9 protein-coding genes are annotated in these 15574 nt (G+C 73.9%); 6 read left to right on the top strand and 3 right to left on the bottom strand.

Annotated features, from left to right (window positions below; translation table 11 throughout):
* Window positions 1-15 precede the first annotated feature (15 nt).
* The gene (locus ACBJ32_RS17405; protein WP_375127607.1) at window positions 16-837 is read left to right on the top strand and encodes a TauD/TfdA dioxygenase family protein; all 822 of its coding nucleotides are present in this window, start codon (window positions 16-18) and stop codon (window positions 835-837) included.
* A gap of 359 nt (window positions 838-1196) precedes the next feature.
* Window positions 1197-3311, top strand: coding sequence for a RecQ family ATP-dependent DNA helicase (locus tag ACBJ32_RS17400; RefSeq protein ID WP_375127606.1), 2115 nt, complete (start codon window positions 1197-1199; stop codon window positions 3309-3311).
* On the opposite strand, the gene ACBJ32_RS17395 is transcribed toward ACBJ32_RS17400, so the two are convergent.
* Window positions 3301-6069 (bottom strand): ABC transporter substrate-binding protein, encoded by a 2769-nt coding sequence (locus ACBJ32_RS17395; RefSeq protein ID WP_375127605.1) that lies wholly within the window; start codon window positions 6067-6069, stop codon window positions 3301-3303. The two genes, ACBJ32_RS17400 and ACBJ32_RS17395, sit on opposite strands and share 11 nt — an antisense overlap.
* Window positions 6070-6126: 57 nt before the next feature.
* Window positions 6127-7020: a sugar kinase gene (locus tag ACBJ32_RS17390; RefSeq protein ID WP_357867635.1), complete on the bottom strand. Its 894-nt coding sequence runs from the start codon at window positions 7018-7020 to the stop codon at window positions 6127-6129.
* A 155-nt stretch (window positions 7021-7175) separates the two neighbouring features.
* On the opposite strand from ACBJ32_RS17390, the gene ACBJ32_RS17385 reads away from it, so the two are divergent.
* The 4 genes from ACBJ32_RS17385 (at window position 7176) to ACBJ32_RS17370 (ending at window position 12864) form a co-directional block, all read left to right on the top strand.
* Complete coding sequence (locus tag ACBJ32_RS17385; protein WP_375127604.1) at window positions 7176-9866, top strand: GNAT family N-acetyltransferase; 2691 nt, start codon at window positions 7176-7178, stop codon at window positions 9864-9866.
* 239 nt (window positions 9867-10105) lie between these two features.
* Entirely contained in the window at window positions 10106-10696 is a 591-nt protein-coding gene (locus ACBJ32_RS17380; protein WP_052422317.1) for a DUF5998 family protein, read from the top strand.
* Window positions 10697-10936: 240 nt separating this feature from the next.
* Window positions 10937-12049, top strand: a complete 1113-nt coding sequence (locus ACBJ32_RS17375) for an alkaline phosphatase family protein (RefSeq protein WP_375127603.1) — start codon at window positions 10937-10939, stop codon at window positions 12047-12049.
* Window positions 12046-12864, top strand: coding sequence for a sulfurtransferase (locus ACBJ32_RS17370; protein WP_375127602.1), 819 nt, complete (start codon window positions 12046-12048; stop codon window positions 12862-12864). Before ACBJ32_RS17375 ends, ACBJ32_RS17370 begins: the two co-directional genes overlap by 4 nt.
* Window positions 12865-13050: 186 nt before the next feature.
* Here the strand turns inward: ACBJ32_RS17370 and ACBJ32_RS17365 are convergent, their stop codons facing one another.
* Window positions 13051-15567, bottom strand: coding sequence for a CHAT domain-containing protein (locus ACBJ32_RS17365; protein WP_375127601.1), 2517 nt, complete (start codon window positions 15565-15567; stop codon window positions 13051-13053).
* Between the last annotated feature and the right edge of the window lie 7 nt (window positions 15568-15574).

Here is a 15574-nt window from a genome sequence, read left to right as displayed (position 1 = left end):
TTCACCGGAGGTGTCATGATCGAGTTCCATCCCGTGACCAAGCACATCGGCGCCGAGGTCACCGGGGTCGATCTGCGCAAGCCGCTGTCGCAGGAAGAGGTCGCGACCCTGCGGGCGGGGTGGCTCAAGCACCTCGTGCTGTTCTTCCGCGACCAGCCCATCGACGACGAGCAGCACCTGCAGTTCGCCCTGAACTTCGGCACGCTCAACCATCCCGCCTTCAAGAAGGACTCCACCAGCCCCATCCACGTCCTCGACCAGACCTCCCCCAAAGGTGAGGGCGGGGACGAATGGCACAGCGACAACACCTTCGAGCCGACACCGCCCATGGGGTCGCTGCTGCGCTGCATGCAACTGCCCAGCGTGGGCGGGGACACGTGCTGGGCGAACACGTACCTGGCGTACGAGACGCTGTCGAAGCCGATCCAGCGGCTGTGCGACGAGCTGACGGCCGTGCACGACATCACGATGTCGATGAAGAAGGCCATCGCCAAGGGCCACCCGTTCGACCTGGCGGAGATCCAGGCGAAGTGGCCGCCGGTGGAGCGGCCCGTGGTGCGCGTGCACGCCGAGACCGGCCGCAAGGCGCTCTTCGTCAACCGCGCCTCCACGACGCGGCTGGTGGGGCTGAGCGACCGGGAGAACGAGGCGCTGCTGCCGTACCTGATCGACCACATCCGGTCGCCGGAGTTCCAGCTCCGCCTGCGCTGGCGCCCCGGCACGCTGGCCTTCTGGGACAACCGCCCGACCCAGCACTACGCCGTCGCCGACTACACCGAACGCCGCCGCATGCACCGCGTCACGATCAACGCCTTCCCCGAGCACGCGGACAAGTGACCCTCCCCACGGCCAGGAGGACCCTCTGTCACGGCACGGCCAAGGGCACCGCCACCCGCCGCACGGGGCTGAGGGCCTCCAGGAGAACGCCCGCTGAACCCGCACGTGGCCGGCCGCCGTCACGTGCGCCCGCTTGACCGTCGAGGTGGTTCAAGGGCGCCGCGCCCCGCCACGCCGCCCTTGAACCACCTCGACGGCCCACGTGGCGCGCGTCGCGGCGGCCCGCCCGTGAACCGGAGGAGCGTCTCCCTGGACAGGGGCCGGCCACGGGCGGCGGGTGGGGTGAGGGCGGCCTGCCGTAAGGGCTGGAAGTGGTTTTGAGGAGTGAAGAGAACAGCGCGTCTGGTAACAAGGGGGGCATGATTGATGCCCCCGATGCCGCGATGCTGCGGGAAGAGGCGGAAGAGCGCCTTCAGGCGCTCGCCGGCGACCACGCTCGCCTCCGTGACGACCAGTGGGCCGCCATAGAGGCGCTGGTGCTCGACCGGCGCAGGGTGCTGGTCGTGCAGCGGACCGGATGGGGCAAGTCGGCCGTCTACTTCGTGGCCACCGCCCTGCTGCGCGAGCTCGGCGAGGGCCCCACCGTCATCGTCTCCCCGCTGCTCGCGCTCATGCGCAACCAGATCGCCGCCGCCGAGCGCGCGGGCATCAGAGCCGTCACGATCAACTCCGCCAACCCCGAGGCATGGGAGGAGATCTACGGCCAGGTCGCCGAGGGCATGGTGGACGTGCTGCTGGTCAGCCCGGAGCGGCTCAACAACCCCGACTTCCGCGACAACGTCCTGCCCGAGCTGGCCGAGAGCGCCGGGCTCGTGGTGGTCGACGAGGCCCACTGCATCTCCGACTGGGGCCACGACTTCAGGCCCGACTACCGCCGGCTGTCCACGCTGTTCGCGGAGCTGCCGCCGGGCATCCCCGTGCTGGCCACCACCGCCACCGCCAACGCGCGCGTCACCCGCGACGTGGCCGAGCAGATGCGCCTGCCGGCCGAGCTGCGGCCCGAGGGCGACGACACGCTGGTCCTGCGCGGGCCGCTGGAGCGCGAGAGCCTGCACCTGAGCGTCGTCCGCCTGCCCGGCGCCGAGCAGCGCCTGGCCTGGCTGGCCCAGACCCTGCGCGAGCTGCCCGGCTCCGGCATCGTCTACACCCTCACCGTGGCCGCCGCCCACGAGATCGCCGGTTACCTGCGCGAGCAGGGGCTGGAGGTGGCCGCCTACTCCGGGCAGACCGAGCAGTCGGAGCGGCTGGCCGCCGAGGAGGCGCTGCTCGGCAACAAGATCAAGGCGCTGGTGGCGACGAGCGCGCTCGGCATGGGCTTCGACAAGCCAGACCTGGGGTTCGTGGTGCACGTGGGCGCGCCGCAGTCGCCGGTCGCCTACTACCAGCAGGTCGGACGGGCCGGCCGCGGGGTCGAGCGGGCCGAGGTCATCCTGCTGCCCGGCACCGAGGACCGCGACATCTGGGCGTACTTCGCCTCGCTGGCCTTCCCGCCCGAGCCCGTCGTCCGCGCCACGCTGCAGACGCTGGAGGAGCGGGGCGTCATGTCCACCCCGGCCCTGGAGACGGCCGTCGACCTGAGCCGCAGCCGGCTGGAGATGATGCTCAAGGTCCTCGACGTGGACGGCGCCGTCCGCCGCGTCAAGGGCGGCTGGGAGGCCACCGGCGAGCCGTGGGCGTACGACGCCGAGCGCTACCAGCGCATCGCCGCCGAGCGCCGGGCCGAGCAGGAGGCCATGCTCGCCTACCTCACCACGACCGAGTGCCGCGAGCAGTTCCTGCGCAGGCACCTCGACGACGACACCGCCACGCCGTGCGGCCGCTGCGACAACTGCACGGGGCGGCACCGCTCGCCGGAGATCGGCGCGCAGGCCGTCGAGGACGCGCGCGAGCGGCTGAGCAGGCCGGGCGTCGAGATCGAGGCCCGCAAGCAGTGGCCGACGGGCATGCCCGACCTGTCCGGGCGGATCAAGCCCGAGCTGGGCGCCGAACCCGGCAGGGCGCTCGGGCGGCTGACCGACATCGGATGGGGCAACCGGCTGCGCGAGCTGTTCGCCGGGGAGGACGGGCCGGTGCCCGACGACCTGTTCGCCGCCGTGATCAAGGTGCTGGCCGCCTGGGACTGGCGCGAGCGGCCCGTCGCCGTGGTGAACGTGCCGTCCGCGTCGCGGCCCCTGCTGGTGCGCGGGTTCGCCGAGCGGCTGTCCCAGGTCGGGCGGCTGACGTACCTGGGCGAGCTGGGCTACCGGTCCGGCACGCCGGGCAAGCAGTTCAACAGCGCCAAGCGGGTGCAGGCCATCAGGGGCACCCTGGCCATGCCCAAGGAGCTGGGCGCCGCGATCGCCCAGTGCGGCGGACCGGTGTTGCTGGTGGACGACCGCGTGGACACCGGGTGGACGATGACGCTCGCCGCCGCCCAGGTGCGCCACGCCGGCGCGCCGGCCGTCCTGCCGCTGGCCCTGGCGGTCACGAGCTGACGGCGTCCACCCCCATGGTCACCAGGTCGTAGTCGCCGAACACCGGGCTGACGTGCAGGTTCGTCGCCGTGGCGCCGCGCAGCAGCAACGCGCGGCGCCACGTCGTCGGAACCAGCACCGCCTCCTCGGCCACCCGCCGCTCCGCCTGCGCCCACAGCCCGGCCCTGGCCTTCGGGTCGGGCTCCGCGACCGCCCTGTCCAGGAGCTCGTCCACGGCGGGCAGCCGCACGGTGAGGTTGACCGACGGCTGGTCCTCCACGAGCTCCCTGCTGTCCACCAGGGCGGGCAGGTACGTGTAGGTGTCGGGCCAGTCGGGGGCCCATGCCTTGGCGATCAGCCCCACGCCCTTCTTCTTCAGGTTCGCGGGGACGCCCCCGAACTCCTTGTGGAACTTCTCCACCGGCGCGTGATCCAGCGTGACCTTGATGCCGACCTTGGCCAGGCTGTCCCGCACGGCCTCCGCGGCCTCCTTCTCGCCGGGGAGCTCGCGGTAGATGTAGGTGGTGCTGAAGCCGTCCGGCCGCCCGCACCGCGTCAGGGCCTCGCGGGCGCGGGCCTGGTCACCGCGCGGAGACAGGTCGGGGTCGCGGTAGTGCTCGCCGGGCAGGTCCGGTGGCACCAGTGACGTGGGCGCCTGGTCCGGCACCGCGCGGGAGGCGGTGGACACGGCCTCCAGTTCGAGCGCGCGGACCACGGCGCGGCGGCACTCCGGCTTGTCGAGCGGCGGCACCTGCGGGTTGATCCCCAGGGTGCGGACGGCCACCACGGGGGCGTCCGCGCGTGCCTTGAGCGCGGGGTCGGCGAGGATGCGCGCGTACGCGTCTTCCGGCAGGAAGCCGCCCATCTCGGTGTTGCCCGCCTCCAGCAGGCCGGTCACCTGGCCGGCGTCCATGCCGTAGGTGAACACGAAGCGGTCGGGGAGGGCCGTGCGGTTGGGGTCGGTGGCCGCGTCCCAGTGGGGGTTGCGGGCCAGCGCGACGTAGTCCTCCCTGGTGCTCTCGATCCGGTACGGCCCGGAGGACACCACGGCCGACTTGTAGTCCTGGCGCGTGTCGCGCGCCTTCGGCACCGGGATCGTCTCGGGCAGCTGGACGACGTGGTCGAACGTGGCCAGCGGCTTGCGCAGGTGGAAGACGATCGTCCTGTCGTCCGGGGTCTCGATCGCCCGGTCGGTGTCGGCGTCCGGTGACTTGTAGGGGCCCTCGTAGCCGCCGGGGAGGTCGAGCAGGACGTCGAAGAACAACCCGCCCTGGGCGAAGCCGGGGTCCATGCTGCGCAGCACCGCGTACTTCACGTCCTGCGCGGTGATCGGCGTGCCGTCCTGATATTTCACGCCTTGTCGGAGTTTGTAGGTCCAGGTCTTGCCGCCGTCGCTCACCTGGCCGAGGCTCTCGGCCAGGTCAGGGACGATCTCCGTGCCCGCCGGGCCCGGCGCGGGCTTGAACAACGTCAGCGAGCGGCCGTAGAGGCGCACCATGTTCCGCGAGTACGTCGAGAACATGTCCGCCGGATCGGTGGATTCCAGCAGGGACTGCGAGGACACGCGCACCGTGCCGCCCTTCTCGCGGGACGGGCGCACGACGGAGGCGAGCGCGCTGCCGTACCCGCCGGCGGCCGGGCTCGTCGCGGGGTTCCTGGCGAGGTCCGCGGTCGGGGCCGGCGTCGGGCTCCCGGCGTCGTTGAGCCGCACGACCGCCCAGGTCGCGAGCCCCACGACGAGCGCCGTGGCCGCCGCGCTCAGCGACACCAGCAACCTTCGCCCGCCCCTCGCCCGCGGCGCCGTCACCGCTCCCGGACCGGGCGAGTACGGCGCCGGCTCCCATCGGGCCCCCGCCGGCCCTCCCGGAGCAGGTGAGGACCCCGGCGATGCCCATCGGCCCCCCGGCCCGCCCGCGCCGCCGCCGGCACGCGGCGCGGGAGCGGCCGGACCCGCCTGCGGCACGCCTGCCGGCCCCGAGGTGCGGATGAGCTCCCGCAGCAGCCGGTCGGCCGTGGGCCGCTGATGCGGGTCCTTGGACAGGGCGGCCCGCAGCAACGGCGCGAGCGAGCCGGGCACCCCCGATAAGTCGGGCTCCCCGTTCATGATCCGATGCATCACCACCGGCAACGCCCCGAACCCGAACGGCCCCCGCCCCGTGGCCGCGAACACCATGGTCCCGGCCCACGCGAACACGTCACTGGCAGGCAGCGGCTCGCCCAGGAACTGCTCGGGCGCCATGAACGCGGGAGTGCCCACCACGCTCGTGCTCACGCTCTGGCTCACGTCCAGGGCCCGCGCGATCCCGAAGTCGATCACCCGCGGCCCGCCCGGACCGAGCAGCACGTTGCCCGGCTTGAAGTCCCGGTGGATCACTCCGGCCCGGTGGATGGCGGCCAGCGCGGTGGCGGTGGACACGGCCAGCCGCACCAGCGCCGTCGCCTGCATGGGCCCCTCGGCGGTCACCTGCCGGTGCAGGGAGGGCCCGTCGACGTACTCGCCCACGATGTACGGCCGCCCATCGGCCTCACCCACGTCCAGCACCCGCGCCGTGCAGAACTCGGCCACCCGCCGCGCGGAGTCGGCCTCGCGCAGGAAGCGCCGCACGGCCCGCTCGTCCTCGGTGAACCTCGCGTGCAGCAGCTTGACGGCGACCTGCTCCCCGGACGGCGACAGCCCCAGGTAGACGCTGCCCTGCCCGCCCTCGCCGAGGAATCCGGTGAGCTCGTAGGAGGCGATGGAGGACGGATCACTCGAACGCAACGGGCGCACGCCGGCCATCGGGCTCCTCATCCACGCGCAGTCAGGGATCTTCCACCCTAATGCCGGCGAACGAGCCTAGAACGGCGGTCGCGCGCCCAGATGCATGATCGCCTTGGCCGCCAGCCGGCAGCCGGAGGACAGCGCCTCGGCCGGCGGCTTGCCCTCCAGCCAGGCGGGCAGGAACCCGGCGCAGAACGCGTCACCCGCGCCCGTGCCGTCAACGATCTTGTCGACCGGGTCGGCGGCCACGTGCACCGGGTCGGGGCGGCCGTTGCTGAACCACAGCGCGCCCTCGGCGTTCATCTTGATCACGACCTGCGGGAACCACGCGGTCAGCACCTTGGCGGCGGCCTCGGCGTCGTCGCGGCCGGTCAGCACCTTCGCCTGGTCGACGTTGGCGAACAGCAGCTTGGCGCCGTTGGTCCACTCGAGGAACGGCTCGGCGCCCGTGCGCTCCAGCGGCGCCGAGGAGGCGCAGTCGACCGAGATCGACATCCCGGAGCGCCTGGCCATGTCGAGCGCCGCGAGCCCGGCGTCGCGCGAGCCCTCGTTGATCAGCGTGTAGCCCGACAGGTGCAGGTGCGCGCCCTGGCCGAACAGGTCGCGCGGCAGGTCCTCGGGAGACAGGGCGGCGTTCGCGCCGGGGTCGGAGAGCATCGTGCGCTCACCCTTGTGGGTGACCAGCACCACGCAGGTGCCGGTCGGCCGCTCGGGATCCATGACGAGCCGGGCGTCGACGCCGTAACCCATCAGCTCCATGTCGCGGTTGCGCCCCGTGATGTCGGCGCCCCTGCGGCCGATGAAGGCCACCTCGGCGCCTTCGACGGCCAGCCAGGAGGAGATGTTCGCCCCTGAGCCACCGCCGTGCATGGTCACGATCGCCGGGGTGTCGCTCGCCCGGGCGAGCGCATAACGGGCGCGAGCGACCGCGTCGGTCATGAGATCGCCCACCACGACGACCCGCGTCATGATGCCACCACCTTGCTGCCTTCAGATCGAGCCTGACCACGGCTGAAACGCCACCGCAAAAGTAACAGCTTCCGGGCTGCCCGTGGGGCGTACCCCGGAGACCGGGCAGGAGTCGATGCACAAGCGTTGCCCAACAGGACCCCTGGTCTTGGCATATGGGATGCGGGTTTACAGTCGAGACTGTGGAGGCACAATATCCGGCTCACTGGGAGGCCGATGTCGTCCTGGCCGACGGCGGCACCGCGCACGTCCGCCCGATCAGGCCCGCCGACGCCGACCGCCTCCGTTCCTTCTACTCGAGGCTGTCCGACGAATCGATCTATTTCCGGTTCTTCGGGCCGCGCCCCCGGCTCTCCGACCGCGAGGTCGAGCGGTTCACGAACGTCGACTACGTCAACCGCGTCGCGCTGATCGCCACCATCGGCGCCGAGATGGTGGCCGTGATCCGCTACGACCGCACGGGGCCCGGCGAGGCCGAGGTCGCCTTCCTCGTCGAGGACGCGCACCAGGGCAGGGGAGTGGCCTCCGTGCTGCTGGAGCACCTGGCGGCCACGGCGCGCGAGCGCGGCATCGAGCGGTTCGTCGCCGACGTGCTGCCCGCCAACATGCGCATGACGGGGCTGCTGCGGCAGGCCGGTTACACGGCCCAGAGCCAGTTCGAGGACGGCGTCGTCCGCATGACGCTCGACCTCACCCCCACCGACACCTCCACCGAGGTGACGATCGCCCGCGAGCACCGCGCCGAGTCCCGCTCGATCGCCAGGCTCCTCACCCCCGGCTCCGTCGCGGTGATCGGCGCCTCCCGCGAGCCGGGCGGCGTGGGCCAGACCGTGCTGCGCAACCTCCTGGCCGCCGACTTCACCGGCCCCGTCTACCCCGTGCACCGCGAGGTGCGGGCGGTGGCGGGCGTGCGGGCCTACCCGAGCGTGAGCGAGATCGACGGCGACGTCGACCTCGCCGTGGTCGCCGTGCCGGCCGAGGGCGTGCTCGACGTCGTCAAGGAGTGCGCGGAGAAGGGCGTGCACGGCCTGGTCGTGGTCTCCTCCGGCTTCGGCGAGACGGGCGACCAGGGCCGGGCCCGGCAGGACGAGCTGGCCCGCATCGCCCGCTCCTACGGCCTGCGCGTCGTGGGCCCCAACTGCCTAGGCATCGCCAACACCGACCCGGCCGTCAAGCTGAACGCCACCCTGGCCGCCACCGTGCCCGGCAGGGGGAGGGTGGGCTTCTTCAGCCAGTCGGGCGCGCTCGGCACCGCGCTCCTGCAGCGGGTGGCGCAGCGCGGCATGGGCATCTCGTCGTTCGTCTCCGCGGGCAACAGGGCCGACGTCTCGGGCAACGACCTGCTGCAGTACTGGGAGGAGGACGACTCCACCGAGGTCATCCTGCTCTACCTGGAGTCGCTCGGAAACCCGCGCAAGTTCACCCGGCTGGCCAGGCGCATCGCGCGCAGCAAGCCCGTCGTGGTGGTCAAGAGCGGCGGCACCCCCTCCGGGCACTCGGCCGAGGAGCTGGGGCTGCCCGACTCGGCGATCAGCTCGCTGTTCGAGCAGGCGGGCCTGATCAGGGTCGACGACCTCATCCAGCTCTTCGACGTGGGCCAGCTGCTCGCCTACCAGCCGCTGCCCGCGGGCCCGAGGGTCGCGCTCGTGACCAACTCCGACGCCCTCGGCCTGCTGGCCGCCCACGCCTGCCGCGCCGTCGGCCTGGAGCCGCGCGCCCCCGTCAACCTCGGCCCCGCCGCCGGCGCCGCCGAGTTCGGCCCCGCCCTCGCCGGCGAGCTGGCCTCGCCCGACGTCGACGCCGCCGTCGTCATCTACATGCCGCCCATCCCCGGACGCACCGAGGAGGTCGCCGGCGAGCTGCTGAAGGTGTCGAAGGACTCGGGCAAGCCGGTGCTGGCGACGTTCCGCGGCCATCTGGGCATGCATCCCGACCTGCGCGTGCCCGGCCCGTCGGCGCCCTCGCGCGGCTCCATCCCGTCGTACGCGGCGCCGGAGGAGGCCGTGCGGGCCCTGGCCCAGGTGGTCCGCTACGCCACGTGGCGGGCCCAGCCCTCGACACCGCCGCAGGAGCTCGACGGCATCGACACCGCGCGCGCCAGGACGCTCGTCCACGAGACGCTGTCCGGCAGCGCGCCCGACGCCGAGGCCGCACCGGCCGGGTTCGCCCAGGCCGGGCCGCCGGTCGAGATCGACGCCACCGAGCTGCTGTCCTGCTACGGCCTGACCGTCTGGCCCGCCGAGGTGGTGCGCTCGCCGGACGGGGCCGTGGCCGCCGCCGAGCGCCTCGGCTGGCCGGTGGTGGTCAAGGTGGCCGACCCGGGCGCCTCGCGCCGCGCCGGCACCGTGCGCCTGGGGCTGACGGGCCCGGAGATGGTGCGGCACGCCTACACCGAGTTCGCCGAGCTGTTCGGCGAGGGGGTGGAGCTGGCCGTCCAGCGGATGGCGCCGCAGCCCGCCGTGCCCACGGTCGTCGGCGTCATCGAGGATCCCGCGTTCGGGCCGGTCGTGTCGTTCGGGCTGGGCGAGGTGACCGCGCGCCTGCTGCAGGACCAGGGCTTCCGCCTGGCGCCGCTGACCCGCGAGGACGCCTCCGCCCTTGTCCGGACCGTACGCGCTGCGCCGCTGTTGTTCGGCGAGTACGGTTACCCGCCCGTGGCGGTGGACGCCCTGGAGGAGCTCCTCGTACGCGTCGGCCGCCTGGCCCACGACCTGCCTGAGGTGGCCCGGCTCGACCTGGACCAGGTGCTCGTGGGGGAGTCCGACGCCATGATCCTCGGCGCCCGCGCCATCCTGCGCACCCCGGCGGGCCCGCGCCTGGACGTCGGCCCCCGCAGGCTGTCCTGAGGTGTCGGGGCGGTCCGTGCCCGGCTGTCGTGACGCGGGTCGTCCGCGGGGTGGGCGGCCCGGATCTCCTCGGCACCGGCGGTCCAGGCCGGACGGACGCCTGGCCGGGCTCTGCCCTCAGCGGATCCGCCCTCAGCGAATGAAGTGACCCAAGTGCCCACTATTGACCAGACAGAAGACGTTATAGAGCGTTATGTCCGGCGGGTGAGTGCACTGCCCGGTCCTGGCAGGATGGAGCCATGAGGGAAACCCGAGTCTCAGCCGCGGGCCTGCGTGAAGCGATCGAGCGCAGCGGCTACTACCCCGACCTCGTCACCGATGCGGTCGAATCCGCGCTGGGCAAGGAGGCCGTGACCGCGTTCGTGGTCCACCACGAGGCGACCTTCGATCCCGCGATGGAGGTTCGCCGTCACGTCACCGTCCTGGTGCTGTCGGCGACGCGGCTGCTGGTCTGCCACACCGACGAGCACCCGGCGGTCGAGGGCGTCTCGGCGTCCCACGCCTCCACCACCACCGAGGCGGTCAGGCTGAGCCGCGTCCAGTCGGTCGCCGTCACCCGCGTCGTGCCCGACCCCGCCTCGTACGTGCCGGGCGTCCCTCCCACGGAGGTGACGCTCACGATCGGCTGGGGCGCCATCTCGCACGTGGACCTGGAGCCGGCGACGTGCGGCGACGAGAACTGCGAGGCCGACCACGGCTACACGGGCGCCATCACGGCCGACGACCTGTCGCTGCGGGTCAGCGAGGCCGCCGACGGCCCGGAAGCGGTCACCCACGTCCTCGCCTTCGCCAAGGCCCTCTCCGAGGCCACCGCCCGCGCCACGGCCTGAGCCGTGTGACGGCCTGATCCGCGCCACCTCCCGCGCACGAAGCGGCATGGTGCGGAAGCGTCGTGCATACGGCAAGCGGCGCCGTGGCGGCACGAGCGGTGCGGCGGGCGGCGGTACCGACCGGGCACGGCCGGGTGGTGGTGCCGACTGGGCGGCCGTGCCGGCTGGGCGACGGGCGCATGCCGATCGGGCGAAGAACAGCACGAGGCCGGAGATCCCCCTGGGACTACACTGAGGGGCATGCTGGTGCCGGGATACGGCGGTGGGTCGCTGGCGGATGTGCCGCGGTCGCTGCTGGCCGCCCTCGGCCTGCGCGAGCCCAACGCGCTGGCCCTCGACCCCGCCGACCGCGTCTGCCTGTTCGTGGTCGACGGCCTGGGCGCCGACCTGCTGCGCGCGCACCCCGAGGCCGCACCGTTCCTGTCCGGACTGACCGGCCGGACGCTCACCGCGGGTTTCCCCGCCACCACCGTCACGAGCCTGTGCACGCTGGGCACGGGCCTGACGCCGGGCGAGCACGGCATGGTCGGGCTGATGCTGGCCGTACCGGGCACCGGGCACCTGTTCAACTGCCTGCGCTGGACGCTCCCCGACGGCCTGACGATGGACCCCGACGTGTGGCAGCCCGCCGCGACCGTCTACCAGCGCGCCGCCGAGGCCGGGGTCGAGCCCGTCTACGTGGGGCCCGCCGAGTTCGAAGGCAGCGGCCTGACCAGGGCCGTCTACCGCGGCGTGCGGTACGTGCCCGCCGACTCCGTGGACGACCGCGTGGCCCGCGTCCACGAGACGCTGCGCGAGCGGCGCCCCGCGTACGTGACCGTCTACTACGGCGACCTCGACGCGGCCGGCCACATGGTGGGCTGGGGCAGCGACGAGTGGCTGCGCCAGCTCGGCATCGTCGACGACATGGCGCAGCGGCTGGCCGAGGGGCTGCCGCCCGGCTCGGCCCTGTACGTCACCGCCGACCACGGCATGGTCAACGCCACCGAGAAGCTCGACGCCGAGACCGTCCCCGAGCTGACCGAAGGGGTGGCGCTGCTCGGCGGAGAGGCCAGGGCCAGGCACGTGTACGCCCGCCCGGGAGCCGCGAAGCAGGTGCTGGAGGCGTGGCGCGAGACCCTGCGAGGCAAGGCGTGGGTGGTGTCGAGGCAGGAGGCGGTCGAGTCGGGCTGGTTCGGCCCCCGCGTCGCCGACGCGTGGCTCGCGCGCATCGGCGACGTCGTGGCCGTCCCGCACACCGACCTGGCCATCACCGCCCCGTCGTCGCACCGCATCGAGGCGCTGTTCACCGGTTACCACGGCTCGCTCACGGCGGCCGAGCAGCACGTCCCGCTTCTGGAGGTTCAGTCGTGACCAGCCCGTTGATCACCCCTGCCGAGCTGGCCGCCCTCGACGGCCCGACCGTGCTCGACGTGCGCTGGCGGCTCGGCGGCCCGCCCGGGCTGGACCTCTACCGCGAAGGCCACATCGAGGGCGCCGTCTACTGCGACCTCGACGCCGACCTCGCTGCCCCGCCCGCTGGCGGCGGGCGGCACCCGCTGCCGGAGGCGGGGGCGTTCCAGAGCGCCATGCGACGGCTGGGCGTCTCCGGCGGGCGGCCGGTGGTCGTCTACGACGACGCCGGCGCCACCAGCGCCGCCAGGGCCTGGTGGACGCTGCGCTACTTCGGCCACCAGGACGTGCGCGTCCTCGACGGCGGCCTGCCCGCCTGGATCGAGGCAGGCCTGCCGACCACGAAGGAGGTCCCGCAGCCCGCGGAGGGCGACTTCACCGCGCGGCCGGGCGGGATGCCCGCGCTGACGGCCGACGAGGCGGCGGCGCTGGCCGGGCAGGGCGTGCTGCTGGACGCCCGGGCGGGGGAGCGCTACCGGGGCGAGGTGGAGCCGATCGATCCGGTGGCCGGGCACGTCCCCGGCGCGGTCAGCGCACCCACGACCGAGAACCTCGCCCCCGACGGCCGGTTCCTCGCCGCGGACGCGCTGCGTGCCCGCTTCGCCGGCCTGGGCGTGCGGGAAGGGGTGGCGACCGGCGCGTACTGCGGCTCCGGGGTGACGGCCGCACACGAGGTGCTGGCCCTGGAGGTGGCGGGCCTGCCCGCCTCCCTGTACGTGGGCTCCTGGTCCGACTGGGTCTCCGACACCTCGCGCCCGATCGCTACAGGTTCCTAGAAGCCTTCCATCCGTTGGGGGATGCGAAAGCCTTCCCTCCCTTACGGCAAGCCAAGGTCACCCCACCCGCCGCACGTGGCGGGCCCCCGTCCAGGGAGACGCTCCTCCGGTTCACGGGCGGGCCGCCGCGACGCGCGCCACGTGGGCCGTAGGCGTGGCGAGGCGCGGGCCGTAGGCGTGGTGGATTCAGCAGAACGGCTGGTCGCCGGCGCCGAAGCAGACGAAGCCCGTTTCGTCCGTCTTCGCCGCCGCGCAAGCCAACGCCGCGTCCGGCGGCTGCCCCGCCGCCAGCAGCTCGTGGAACGTGCTCATCACCGCCCGCGCCATCTCGTCCTCCACCGGCACCATCCCCGCGACCACGCACGCCGCCCCCTTGGCCAGGAACGTCCCCGGCAGCCCCAGCGGCGCCCCCTCCACCGGCGCGCGTGACATCCCGGAGTTGCACGCCGACAGCACCACCAGCCCGGCCGAGCGCGAGACGTCCAGCAGGTCGTAGGCCATGAGCTGCCCGTCCTCCAGCGTGATCCCGGACACCAGCGGGCTGCGCGCGTGGAACGTCCCGTGCGCGGCCAGGTGCACGATGTCGGCCGTGGCGAGCGCCTCCAGCACCGGCTCGACGCGCCCAGGCACCTGCCGCCCGCCGGGATGGCAGGCCAGCACGTGCGCCACCTCGGAGTGGGCGTGCGTCAGCGAGGGCCCGGCCGCGGCCACCACCCGCGGCGGGCCGCCGGAGCGCGAGCCGCGGGCGGTGCGGGCCCGCAGCCAGGCGGCCGCGCCGGCCGCCACGCTGACCGGCCGCCCCCGCAGGGACGGCAGCGCGCCCCACGGCACCGTGTGCAGCGCCCCCACCGGCACCACGACCAGCGGCCGGTCGGACAGCTCGGCGGCCAGCGGCCGCAGCACCAGCCGTTCGAGCTCGGCGGCGGCGGCCTCGACGTCGTGCCGGCGGCGCAGCGCGTACCGCAGGCGCACGATGGCGTCCATGACCTGCCGGAGGCTGCCCAGCCGCCGCAGCAGCACGCGGTCCTCGCTCAGCAGCACGGCCAGCAGCGTGTCCCGGTCGGCCACGTACTCGATCAGCGCGCCCCGCCCCAGCTCGGCGCGGATGCGGTCGGGATCCACCAGCGCGCACGCGTGCGCGGGAGCCGCCACGGCCCGCCACCGCTCCGCCCACTCGAACACCTCCTTGGGGCACCCGTCGCGCACCGCCAGCTCCAGCCCGTAGGCCGCCAGCCGTTCCCCTGCCCTGGCGGCGTGGGCGCGCAGCGACGGGTCCTCGAACGCCTCCACCCGCCCGCTCACCTCCGCCAGCCCGTCGCGGACGGCGCGGAAGGCCCCGGGGACGTCCTCCTGCAGCGCCGCCTGCAGGGCGAGCGCGTGCTGGCGCACCGGCACCGGGATCTGCGATGCCTGCGCGAGCTGCCTGGCCTGCGGCTCGGAGGCCAGCGAGGTCAGCCTGGTGCCGGCGGGCATCCACCGCTCGCGCCGCTCGGCGTGCCGGGTGAGCCTGGCGAGCTGGGCGGAGGCGGTCGGGTGGTCGTCCACGGCGAGCGCCGCCTCGGCCGCCGCCAGCCGCAGCGCCGCCGCCCCCGCCCGGTGGGTGAACCCGTCCTCCAGCTCGTCGGCGCACGCGATCAGCTCCGCGACCAGCTCGGGCGTGACGGGTTCCAGCGCCAGCCGCGAGCGCAGGACGACCTCCCTGGCCAGCGGCAGCCACGACGTCCTGTCCTGCGCGGCCAGCTCGGCCGCCGCCTGCTCGGCGACCTGCCTGGCCCGGTGCGGGTCCCCGGTCAGCAACTCCACCTGGGCCAGCTTCAGCCGCGCCTCGGCCAGCGCGGTGTGTGAGGCCGACGCCTCCAGGTCCGGTACGGCCATGCGCAGCATCGTCCCCGCCTCGCCGGGCATCTGCGCCGCCAGCAGGGCGCCGGCGAAGTCGGCCCGCATCGCGGCCAGCCGCTCGGGGAAGCCGAACAGGGTCTCCTCGGCGTCGCGGTAGTGGCGGAACGCTCCGGCGATGTCCCCGCGGCGGACCGCGAGGAAGGGCAGGTTGGCGGCGGCCAGGCGCGCCAGGTGCCACAGCCCGGCGTACTGGGAGATCTGCAGGCACGCGGTGAGGTCGCGCATGGCGGCGTCCCAGTCGCAGCGGTAGGCGTGGATGAGCCCGCGGTTGAGCAGGCCGCCGGCCAGGAACCTGCGGTCGTCGATGCTGCCCGGCGCGGTCACCAGGGCCAGCAGCGCCCGGTCGCAGGAGGCGATGGCCTCCTGGTGGCGGCCGAGGTGGGCCAGGGCGACCGCGCGCTGGGTGTCGAGCTTGGCGCGGTCGAGCGGGCACAGGTAGGCCCAGGCCAGGGCGGCCACGCGCAGGGCCTGGAGCGGGTGGCCGCGTTCGGTGCGCACGGTGACGAGGGAGAGCCGGACCTGGGCGGTACGCGCGGCTGGGGCGCCGCGGACGGCGAGGGCCTCGCGCAGGTGCAGCTCGGCCTTCTCGAGGTCGCCCAGCTCGCGCCAGGCCAGCGCCATCGTCCGCAGCCCCATGACCTCGGCCTCCGGGCAGTGGTCGCGGCGCGCGGACTCGACGATCACGCGGCCGGCGCGCAGGGCCTGGTCGGGGTCGACCAGGGCACGCATCAAGGCGGCCTCGGCCGCCCTGACGAGCGGGTGGAGGTCGTCTGACGGGCCCTGCCCGTCGGCTGTCGCACTCATGGACGGC

It is taken from the genome of Nonomuraea sp. GTA35 (assembly GCF_041950525.1).
In the GTDB taxonomy this organism is placed as follows: Bacteria; Actinomycetota; Actinomycetes; order Streptosporangiales; family Streptosporangiaceae; genus Nonomuraea.
Note: the sequence above shows the minus strand (reverse complement) of the source record. Positions and strands in the feature narration are given on the sequence as shown.

Bases quoted from the DNA above. Each gene is read 5' to 3' on its own strand.
- ACBJ32_RS17400 (WP_375127606.1), top strand. From the start codon at position 1,197: ATGATTGATGCCCCCGATGCCGCGATGCTGCGGGAAGAGGCGGAAGAG.
- ACBJ32_RS17375 (WP_375127603.1), top strand. From the start codon at position 10,937: ATGCTGGTGCCGGGATACGGCGGTGGGTCGCTGGCGGATGTGCCGCGG.
- ACBJ32_RS17390 (WP_357867635.1), bottom strand. From the start codon at position 7,020: ATGACGCGGGTCGTCGTGGTGGGCGATCTCATGACCGACGCGGTCGCT.
- ACBJ32_RS17385 (WP_375127604.1), top strand. From the start codon at position 7,176: ATGGGATGCGGGTTTACAGTCGAGACTGTGGAGGCACAATATCCGGCT.
- ACBJ32_RS17365 (WP_375127601.1), bottom strand. From the start codon at position 15,567: ATGAGTGCGACAGCCGACGGGCAGGGCCCGTCAGACGACCTCCACCCG.
- ACBJ32_RS17405 (WP_375127607.1), top strand. From the start codon at position 16: ATGATCGAGTTCCATCCCGTGACCAAGCACATCGGCGCCGAGGTCACC.
- ACBJ32_RS17380 (WP_052422317.1), top strand. From the start codon at position 10,106: ATGAGGGAAACCCGAGTCTCAGCCGCGGGCCTGCGTGAAGCGATCGAG.
- ACBJ32_RS17395 (WP_375127605.1), bottom strand. From the start codon at position 6,069: ATGGCCGGCGTGCGCCCGTTGCGTTCGAGTGATCCGTCCTCCATCGCC.